The sequence below is a fragment of the Cytophagia bacterium CHB2 genome (genome assembly GCA_030263535.1).
GTDB lineage: Bacteria > Zhuqueibacterota > Zhuqueibacteria > Zhuqueibacterales > Zhuqueibacteraceae > Coneutiohabitans.
This window is the reverse complement of the sequence record SZPB01000260.1, coordinates 1-9,335: the sequence shown is the minus strand read 5'-3', so window position 1 is coordinate 9,335 and position 9,335 is coordinate 1. Positions and strand designations below refer to the sequence as shown.

Here is a 9,335-nt window from a genome sequence, read left to right as displayed (position 1 = left end):
CGTCTCTCTGGCAGCATCAAAACAGGCGAAGCTGGCAGCTCTTCAGCGCGAACAAGAACAGGCACGGATTGAAGCCCGGCGCAAATTCGTGGCAGATTCTCTTGCGCGAGCGCAGGCCGCCGCGCAACAACGGCTGGCGCGTGAAAAAGCAACAGCAGCCCAAATTTCGAGAACTGCTGCAACGAGAGTCGATACGAACGCAGAAGAAGTTCGCGAAGCTGCGCGTGTGCCGGCTTTTCCTGCCCCAAAGGACAAACGGCCTTGGTATCAAACCATGTTGAGCGCGCCCGCCGAGCTGCCGCGTTTATTCAACGTGCCAACCGCCGAGGTTTTGGGTTCTCTTGATCTCTACTTCACCGGCGGCGGCGCATTCGGCATTGAAAAAGAACGCAATTTTCTCGGTCACGCGGGCCTCGGCCTCGGTGACATTGCAGAGGTGGAATTCGCCACGCAGGCCGTGATCAATTCGCTGCAACAAGGCTCGTCCAGCGTGCCGACGTCTGCGTTCAAGATGCAAATACTGCGCGCGTGTGATCATCTTCCGGCGATTGCCGCCTCGTTGCGCGGCACCACGAGCTGGCACTACCTGGAAGGCAATGATCCCAATATCTCATTTGAGACGCGGCTGACGAAACTTTATCTTGTCGCATCAAAACAATTCGGACAAGCCACGGCGCATCTGGGCGCGGGGTTGACGGATGTACGCGTGCGCAATCCACGCGGCTGGCGTTTTCATAATCCCGCCGAAAAGGAGTTGCAACGCAATCTCATTGCGCCCTTTGGCGGTGTTTCGATTCAAGCCAATCCCAAGGCGCTGGTGATGATCGAAATCGAAGGCTTACCCTCATACAATTTTGTTGAGGGCGGGACTTACGACGGCGGCGGTATCAAGAATATTTGGGCTGGTGTGATCGGCGTGCGTTTCTATTTCACCAATTGGCTGGCGGCGGATACCGGCGTGCGCTATCGCAGCGATTTCGACGGCATCGCTGACGCGAACATTCAAGCAAATATCAATATGCTTCTGCCGCTGGGCCGGTTGCGCACTGTAACCAAGGCAAATTAGCCCGAGGTTGATATGCGATCGTTAGCTTTTTGCCGATATTGGGTAGGCTTGTTTTGCTCTTGATTTCTAGCGCCGCTTTTTCACAAACGGCTTCAATCGCATCTGTCGATACCCAAGATTTTTCGGCTCTTTCTACGCTCAAAAACGGGCAACGGATTCGTGTTGTGAGCACTTCACAAGGCAAGCTCATCGGTGAATTTGCTGAACTGCGAGGCGATACGCTGCTGCTGCGCGCCGGTTCTGGCGAATTGCTGACTCTTCCGCAGGCTGCTTTGCTCGCCGTCTGGCAGCGCACCAACTCGTCGCGAACCGTTGCAACAGTCGGCGCAATTGCCGGGGCACTATCAGGCGCGCTTGCAGGCGCAACAATGGCCGGCCTAGCCAATCTCGACTGTGAGACGCATTGCCAGGATTTGACGGCACTTCATCTGCTGAGCAGCGCAATCGGCGGCCTGATGGGCGCGGCGGTTGGGGCAACGATACCGGCATGGCAGCAGGTGTATGCAAAGAATTGAACCATGCGAGATCATCAAAAAGTTTTTGCGGTATCAATAATAAATGCGTGTGAGGTGAAATCATGAATCGATTACATAAATTGGCCGCAATATTTTTGAGCTTCTATTTCTGCGGCTTTGCGATTGTGCCGCTTTTCGCGCAGAGCTTGCCGGCTGCTCAGAATGAGGGCATTCTGTGCCCGTACTGTGGTTTCGTGAATCAAGAAACGAACAAGTTTTGCAGCGCGTGCGGGACTCGCTTGGCCGTGGAAGATGCGCAAGCATCAACATTGACTGATTCCAACCTGTATCGCAACTTGCAGGAAGCATCTTTGCAGGCAAGCGCAACTACGCCGGAAGAGAAGCACGCGCAGCTTTTGTATGAAACCGGGCTTGCGTTCAGCGAACAGGGCTTTTAGGACCAGGCGTCAAAATATTTTCGCCGGGTGGTGAAGGAATATCCCGCGTCCACGTATGCTAACGAAAGCGAGCAATTGGCAAAAGCGTGTGAACATCTGGTTTTAGCAAAAGCCAAAAACGATCAAAAGCCCGTGAAGTCCGGTGGTTCTTCAGCAGCGGCATTTAGCGGCGCATTGGGCACGCTCGGCGGGCTTTTGTTGTTGATGATGTTGTTGGCTGGCGGTATGGATTAACCTGGCGCGGAAACGACGATGAAAACGAATCACACGTTTCAGGTCCTCTGGCTTGCGCTCGTTGGCATCAATTGCTCGTCAACCATCCTGGTTAATCACGAACAATTGTGTTACGAGGCAAGGCGATGGAAAGCCGGCAGCAAGCTCGAGATCGTGGATACCACCGGACACAAATATGACGGCAATTTGCTGGAACCCGTTTCCCGGCTTGCCGATTCTTCTGAATTTCTCGTCATCACAAGTGAACAGAAGAATATCCAAATGCAATTCAAGCTTTCCCCCGCGGCCCAAACGGAGGTGGCGCATGTGCGCCTCGCGCGCAAAGCCAACGCCGGCGAGGTTTTGACGGCTGGTTTGCTCGGACTGTTGGGCGGCGCGTTTCTCGGCTCGCATGCCGGAGAGGCCATGCAAGCAAAGCATGACGACACGCCGGCAGCGCGATTTTATGGCGGAGCGCTGGGAGGAATGGGAGGATTTGTTTCATGCGCCGTTCTCTTGAATGCGCTGCCGCATGAACAGGAATTCATTTTAGAGCGTGAGACAAAACCGTAAAATTCATGCGTGAACAGATATCGTCCATTTCTCACTGTCAGTCGCCGTTACGTGCCACAAGAGTCGTCAGGTCCCGGATTGCTTTGGTAACTAATCTTATGTGAACTTTATGGTCGCTAGTGGGTCTTCGTTACCAAAAGCTTTTTTAACTTCACCTAATTTTAGGAAGGCATATGCGAAAATCTGAATCCCATCCAACTTCCGTGTTGGTGATTGCTGTTGCCGGCTTATTGCTGCCGTTCTCACTTACAGCGCAATCCATCTGGGTTGATCGCAGTCACAACAAAACCATCGCGCTTGAGATTCTCAAGCCCAACCTGGCAGGAGATTTTTACGACAACACGACGTTCCCCACTTCGGCGATGTTTTTATCCCTGCGCTTGCCCATCAGCAATCGGCTCAACTTCGTGAGCGAGTTTCCTCTTGCGCATGCTGGAGTTGATTACAGTTCCGGCTTTTTTGAGTTCGATGAATCAGAGACCGGTATTGGAAATCCCTACGTTGGCCTCGAAATACTCAACGAGAACTCGTCGTTTTTTACTGAAATCGGTGTGCGCGCGCCTTTGACTCCGGAGAGCAACCTGGGAACCACCGTTGGTTTGTTTGCTGACTTCATTGATCGCAGCGAAGCGTTTTGGTCGGATGTTTTATCGGTGATCGCCGTCCCAAATTACCATTACCATGCGCCCTCAGGTTTCACCATGCGATTGCGCGGCGGCCCCTCGTTTTGGATTTACACCGGCGGTGAAGACACCGATAAGGACGTGGAGTTGTTTCTGCTTTATAGCGCACAAGCCGGCTATGAATCACACAACGTCAGATTGATGGGCGGCCTTTCCGGACGCATGATCGTTACGGAGAGCGACCTCAATATTGGCGACCGGACGCTTCATCAATTTGGCGCTTCTGCCAGCGTTGATCTCGGCCGCGTGCGGCCGGGCGTGCAATTCAGATTGCCGCTGGACGAAGATTTTGGCGATTTTCTTGATTCGGTTTTTGGCGTTAGTCTCGCCATTGAGTTCGACTGAAGTGTTTCCTCAATTTTTGCAGACAAACGCGCAGATTGTCGGTTGCGAGACATGGGTAGACGGTTGAAATAAAACGCCAGCCCAGGCCATTGCTTGTTTTCGAAACTCCGCCATTGGGCCAATCGTCTTCCGCAGCAAAATTTCAGAGTGACCTGCGACAATATAGTCTTTCAGCTCTCCAATGACTTCATAACCGAGCCGCAAATACAATTTTTGCGCGTTCGGGTTGAAAGAGGACACGCACATAAACACATTCGGAAAGTCACGAAAGATTCTGGCTTCGGCAAATTTGATTAACTCACTGCCCACGCCTTGACCGCGCCAATCCGGCATAACACACACCGTTTGAATATAACCGCGAAACGCGCCTTGCAAATTGAGAATAATAAAGCCGGCCAGGCAATCATTCCCATACGCGACATACGTTTCCTTTGCAGCATCGCTGAGAATATTGCGGCATTCTTCATAGCCTCGTCCGAGCGTGAGCCACGGGTCGGAGGTTGCCATGGTTTGCGCGCATGCGTGAACTTCCTCGGCGTTTTGTAGCGGACGAATGTCAATCATAGATTGTTCCTCCAGTCAAAATCTTGAGCAAAGCGTTCACAAGCTTCGCGCAATGCATCCTCGGCATTCAAGCCCAAACCGCGGCCCAGAGAAACCAGGTTGAAGAGCAGATCGCCAAAAGCTGTTTGCAGGGATTCATCGTGGACCACGCGTTCACCATTTTGATGATTAAAGGCCACGTTTGAAAAATCAAGCAGTCGTTGATGAACGTTTTGGCGATCTGCCGCTGCGGCATTCGCTTTTTGCTGCAGCCGTGCCGCCTTTTGCAAGGCCGGCAATGCGCGCGGCACGCCGTCGATTGCAGACTTTTTACCTTCTTGCTGTTTGAGTTTTTCCCATAACTGCGTTTGCTCTTCAGCCGAGTCGACTTTAGCGTCGCCGAAAACATGCGGGTGCCGTCGAATCATTTTTTCACAAATGCCATCGATCACCTTGCCAATGTTGAAGCGGCCGGTCTCTGTCGCGATCTGCGCATGATACACCACTTGCAAAAGTAAATCACCCAGTTCGTTGCACAACTCCTCATCCTCGCCGGCGTCAATCGCTTCCAAAACTTCATACGCTTCTTCGAGAAGATATTGCCGCAACGACGCGTGCGTTTGTTGGCGATCCCACGGGCAGCCATCGGGCGCACGCAATCGGTTCATGATTTCGACGAGGCGGGGAAATTTCTCACTGCCGTGCATGCCTTTCTCCTGTTCGTTTTTTTGTTGGAATTTTAGATAAGTAGATTCACTCAAATTTGAAAGAGATTTTATCCGATCGCAAAATCCCCCGCTGAAAACCGCGGATGCACACCAATAAACGCGAATTTGAAATTCGCACACACTCGCGTTTGTTCACGATTCAGAAAAGTGAACAGGTCACGTTGCCAGGTTGCTGCAAAGCGCAGGCAGAGGAATCGTGCGCAGGAGCTTATCCTTGACTTTCAAATGAAAAATCAGTAAATAATCGCCGCCAAAATACAACTGTGACGAGCATGGCATGCCAATTTTGCACCACTCTGCGACGCTTGATTGGGTTATCTTTGGTGGTTTCTTGTTGCTCCTGTTCGTGCTGCTTGCCGCAGCCGAGGCGTTGCAGCGTCGCAATATCCTTACAGGCGAAACCAGCCGAAAAATCGTGCATATGTTAACGGGTCTTGCGGTGCTCCTCTCGCCCTTCCTGTTTCAAACATTACTTCCGTTGTTGATATTGGCCGTGCTGTTCACTGTTCTTAATGCCGTGGCTTTGAAATTCGGCCGGTTCAGCGGCATACATGCCACGGGACGGAAAACGTATGGCACCGTGTTTTACCCGCTGGCTTTTTTTGTGCTGTTGCTCTTGTTTTGGCGCCGCGAAACCCTGGCATTGTTGGTAGGAATGAGCTTGCTCGCAATTGCGGATGTGTGCGCGGCGCTCGTGGGCGAGCAGGCGAAATCGCCGCTGCGCTTGCCGCTGCCGGGCGATCGCAAGAGCTTGCAAGGCTCGCTGGCGATGTTTGTCAGTTCGGCGCTGCTCGTTTTCATCGGGTTTGCGTGGGCTGGCCCGATTTTGGGCTTTCATCCGGAAACCTCGCGCGTCATTTTTGCGGTGATTGGCATTGCGTTGCTGGCAACAGCGGGTGAAGCGGTTTCATGGCACGGCTCGGACAATCTTTCCGTGCCGCTGCTCGGCGGTTTCCTGACGTATTTTTATGTGAATGCTTCTGATGCGGCGATCGTGCAATTTTTTGTCGGTGAATTGCTGGCATTGGCCGTTACGGCGATTTCGTATCGCGTGAAGTTTTTGGAACTCAGCGGCGCGTTGGCCACCTTTGTGCTCGGCTCATTTGTGTTTGGCCTCGGCGGTTGGAAATTCAGCTTGCCGTTGCTGGCGTTTTTTGTGTTGTCCAGCATGCTCTCGCGTTTGGGCGCAGCGCGTAAAAGAGCTGCGAATAAAAATTTTCAAAAAGGCCATCGCCGCGATCTTGGACAAGTGCTGGCCAATGGCGGCATTCCCGGGCTGCTCGTGGTGTTGTGGTATCTTGCGCCTCAACCGGTTTGGTATTTTTTATTTTTGGGCGCAGTTGCCGCGGTGACCGCAGACACCTGGGCTACAGAGATCGGCCTGCTCTCACGCCGCCCGCCGCGCTTGATTACTTCTCTGAAAATTGTCGCGTCAGGCACCTCGGGCGCGATTTCGACTCTGGGCTTGTTCGGCGCAGCCTTGGGCGCGGGCACGATTGCGCTTCTCGGCTGGGCATTGCAATCTGTCAGTCCGGCTCATCGTTTCGGGCTTATTGGCGTTGTGCTGATTACTGCAGCCGGCGTGCTCGCACATTTGTTTGACAGCCTGCTGGGCGCAACAATTCAGACGCAACGCGTTTGCCTCACCTGCCGCAAGGTCAGTGAAAAGAAGGGCGAATGCTGCGGCGCGGAACGCCAGCCGCATTCGGGTTGGCGCTGGGTGGATAATGACATGGTCAATGGCATCTGCGCGCTTAGCGGTGTGCTGGCGGTGTTTTTGGGAATGCCGATGCTCAAGATTCTCGCTTAAATAACTTGCCCGTACCTCAAACCGCGAATGAACGCCAATAAACGCGAATTCTAAAATTTAGAGAATATTCGCGTTCACATAACCAAATTTGCTTCAGAGAAACATGACATCTCGCTTCTTCCCCAAAACCTCGACTCACCGCACGAAACTGTGGCGCAAGGCCTCGTGGCTCATCTGCGGTATTTTACTGTATCTGGCATACACTTACTTCGGCGGCAGCTCCGGGCTGATTAAATTTTGGCGATTGCACCAAACGCGTTCGACCTTGGAAAGAGAAATTACCGCTTTGCAAGTCCGCCAGGACAGTCTGCGCCAGGTGATCAAGCTGCTGGAACACGACACCACCTACATCGAAAAAGTCGCGCGCGAGCGCTATCAAATGGGCAAGCCGGGCGAGACGATTTACAGCATCGTCAAGCAGCCCAAATCCGAGGAAGCTAAAAAGTAGTCATGACGACCGCGTTGATTCCAACTCCCGAACACAAGTTTGCCGCGAAGCTCAAGGGTTATTTTCTCGCCGGGCTTTTGGTTTTAGTGCCGATCAGCTTGACGGTTTATATTTTTTTTGAATTGTTCAAGGCGATTGACGGCATTCTCAAAGACGAGATCTTCGTCATTTTGCGACAAACCTTCGGTGTAACCTTCACCTTTCCCGGCGTGGGCTTGGTTGCGCTGCTGCTGCTGATTTTAGGAACCGGCATGGCCGCGCGCAGTTACTTCGGCCGCAAGTTGGTGGAGTTCGGCAATCGCGCGGTCACCCGCATTCCCATCATCAGCCGCATCTACGGCACCGTGCAGCAGCTCAGCCAGGCGCTATTCGGCGGCGAGCAGCGGCAATCGTTCAAGAAAACCGTGCTGGTGCCTTATCCCAATCCCAACACTTGGCGGCTCGGTTTTTACATTCAGGAAATGCGCGGTGAGATTCAAGAGGCGTTGCAGCGCGAGATCGTGTGCGTGTTCATTCCCAATCCCCCCAACCCCACCGGCGGTTTTTTGATGTTCTATCCCAAAAGCGATGTCATTGAGCTGGAGATGCCGGTGGAGGACGCCGTGCATCTGCTCATTTCCTACGGCACGGTGGCGCCCAAAGCGCGCGCGTCAAAACACATGATGTTGACGCGCGACCATCTTGAGACCATGCAAAAGAAATCGGAGTGAACTCATTTCGAATTGCAGATTGACGTGCCGGCGGTGCGCACCAAAGCGCGAGCGTTACCGTTGCCGCCAGGAGGGAACAAGTACCTTTGGAAATCAATTCATTGATTGATCATTGTGATTTGGCATTCTAAGCGCATCTTTGCCGCCCTCTTGCATTTGACGGCCGGCGCGCTTGTTTTTTGCGCCGTCGGGCATGCGCAAGAGCCGGAACTCACGCCGGTGTTGCCCGATACCGTCATCCCCGGAGAATTGCTGAACCCGGCGCCTCGCGCGACTTCTCGACCGCTCACCAGCCTGATGCAATTCGGGCACGATATTGAAATCTTCAATTGGCAAACCCAAATAAATTTTCAAAAAACGCTCGCAACCCGCTGGCAGCTTACGCTCTTTGAAAACTTCAGCTCCGTGTTGCAACAACAAGCGCGCGGCGACATTTGGAAGGACGATCAAATGGCGGGCTTGCGTTTGCAGCGCGCGCTGCGTCCGTATTGGCGTTTCGAAACGGAAGCAACCTCGCGCGTGTTTCGCGATGATTTCACCCGCGGCGCGGCCGGCCTCAACAACAATGATTTCAGTTTGCATCGCTTCACGCTGCGCAATGAGCTGACGCTGGCGCAACGCCTGCGCCTGACGCCCGGCCTGGGTTATCGTTGGGAGAACGTGTTGCAGCGGCAGGAATACGGCCCGCACCTTGAAGCGAAAATCGCGCTCGCGCCGGTTTCGTGGAATGATTATGTGCATCAATTCGAGGCCGCCGGCCAGTGGGATGATACGCGCGACCGGCGCAACGACGATTTCAATTTAACCTACGGCGTGTCGCGCGTGTTTGAAGGCCAGGCCACGGATTCGCTGTTCGTGCGCTACAGCCATCTGCGCCGCGAAAACTATTTTGCCGATACCACGCTGCAAGTCGACGGCCTGGAGCGCAATCGCCGCGCCATTGAAAATCGCTTGAACTATCGTTTCAGCAGCGGCTTTTTGCAACTGCGCACGGAAATCGGCGAAACGGATATCGTCGGCACGCGGCGCTGGGTGGAACCGGCCACGCTCTCAGGCCGCCTCAATGGCCGTTTTCAAGAGAGTAATTTCGAAACGAATCATCAAGGTTTGTTGGCGTTTTATGGCAGGCGGCTTTCGAACGAAATTGCATTTGACTATTCCTCGCGCAACCGCACGTTTGAGATTCCGGATTCCTTGCGCGCCAGCCCGTTTCTGCGGCGTTTTCCGCGCGAAGGTTTTGACGCGGACGACTGGACCTTCGGGCTGAGCCACCGGCTGCATTGGCAAATCGGGACGCGTGATT

Annotated in this window: 11 protein-coding genes; 9 read left to right on the top strand and 2 right to left on the bottom strand. The window is 53.5% G+C overall.

Features of this window, described 5'->3' with window-relative positions; all coding sequences use genetic code 11:
* The first annotated feature begins 88 nt into the window (after positions 1 to 88).
* The 5 genes from FBQ85_21100 (at position 89) to FBQ85_21080 (ending at position 3,793) form a co-directional block, all read left to right on the top strand.
* Positions 89 to 1,066, top strand: coding sequence for a hypothetical protein (locus FBQ85_21100; protein MDL1877637.1), 978 nt, complete (start codon positions 89 to 91; stop codon positions 1,064 to 1,066).
* Positions 1,067 to 1,230: 164 nt separating this feature from the next.
* Positions 1,231 to 1,581, top strand: coding sequence for a hypothetical protein (locus tag FBQ85_21095; GenBank protein ID MDL1877636.1), 351 nt, complete (start codon positions 1,231 to 1,233; stop codon positions 1,579 to 1,581).
* A gap of 62 nt (positions 1,582 to 1,643) precedes the next feature.
* Complete coding sequence (locus tag FBQ85_21090) at positions 1,644 to 1,979, top strand: zinc-ribbon domain-containing protein (GenBank protein MDL1877635.1); 336 nt, start codon at positions 1,644 to 1,646, stop codon at positions 1,977 to 1,979.
* 252 nt (positions 1,980 to 2,231) lie between these two features.
* Positions 2,232 to 2,765, top strand: a complete 534-nt coding sequence (locus FBQ85_21085) for a hypothetical protein (GenBank protein ID MDL1877634.1) — start codon at positions 2,232 to 2,234, stop codon at positions 2,763 to 2,765.
* Between the two features lie 173 nt (positions 2,766 to 2,938).
* Positions 2,939 to 3,793, top strand: coding sequence for a hypothetical protein (locus tag FBQ85_21080; GenBank protein MDL1877633.1), 855 nt, complete (start codon positions 2,939 to 2,941; stop codon positions 3,791 to 3,793).
* A 9-nt stretch (positions 3,794 to 3,802) separates the two neighbouring features.
* On the opposite strand, the gene FBQ85_21075 is transcribed toward FBQ85_21080, so the two are convergent.
* Complete coding sequence (locus FBQ85_21075; GenBank protein MDL1877632.1) at positions 3,803 to 4,357, bottom strand: GNAT family N-acetyltransferase; 555 nt, start codon at positions 4,355 to 4,357, stop codon at positions 3,803 to 3,805.
* On the bottom strand, positions 4,354 to 5,043 hold the full coding sequence (mazG, locus tag FBQ85_21070) for a nucleoside triphosphate pyrophosphohydrolase (protein MDL1877631.1): 690 nt from the start codon (positions 5,041 to 5,043) through the stop codon (positions 4,354 to 4,356). The genes FBQ85_21075 and mazG overlap by 4 nt, the downstream gene beginning before the upstream one ends.
* Positions 5,044 to 5,341: 298 nt before the next feature.
* On the opposite strand from mazG, the gene FBQ85_21065 reads away from it, so the two are divergent.
* The 4 genes from FBQ85_21065 to FBQ85_21050 form a co-directional block, all read left to right on the top strand.
* On the top strand, positions 5,342 to 6,874 hold the full coding sequence (locus tag FBQ85_21065) for a DUF92 domain-containing protein (protein MDL1877630.1): 1,533 nt from the start codon (positions 5,342 to 5,344) through the stop codon (positions 6,872 to 6,874).
* Positions 6,875 to 6,977: 103 nt separating this feature from the next.
* The gene (locus tag FBQ85_21060; GenBank protein MDL1877629.1) at positions 6,978 to 7,322 is read left to right on the top strand and encodes a septum formation initiator family protein; all 345 of its coding nucleotides are present in this window, start codon (positions 6,978 to 6,980) and stop codon (positions 7,320 to 7,322) included.
* A gap of 2 nt (positions 7,323 to 7,324) precedes the next feature.
* Positions 7,325 to 8,032, top strand: coding sequence for a DUF502 domain-containing protein (locus tag FBQ85_21055; protein MDL1877628.1), 708 nt, complete (start codon positions 7,325 to 7,327; stop codon positions 8,030 to 8,032).
* Positions 8,033 to 8,146: 114 nt separating this feature from the next.
* On the top strand, positions 8,147 to 9,335 hold a 1,189-nt coding region (locus FBQ85_21050; protein MDL1877627.1), incomplete at its 3' end, for a hypothetical protein.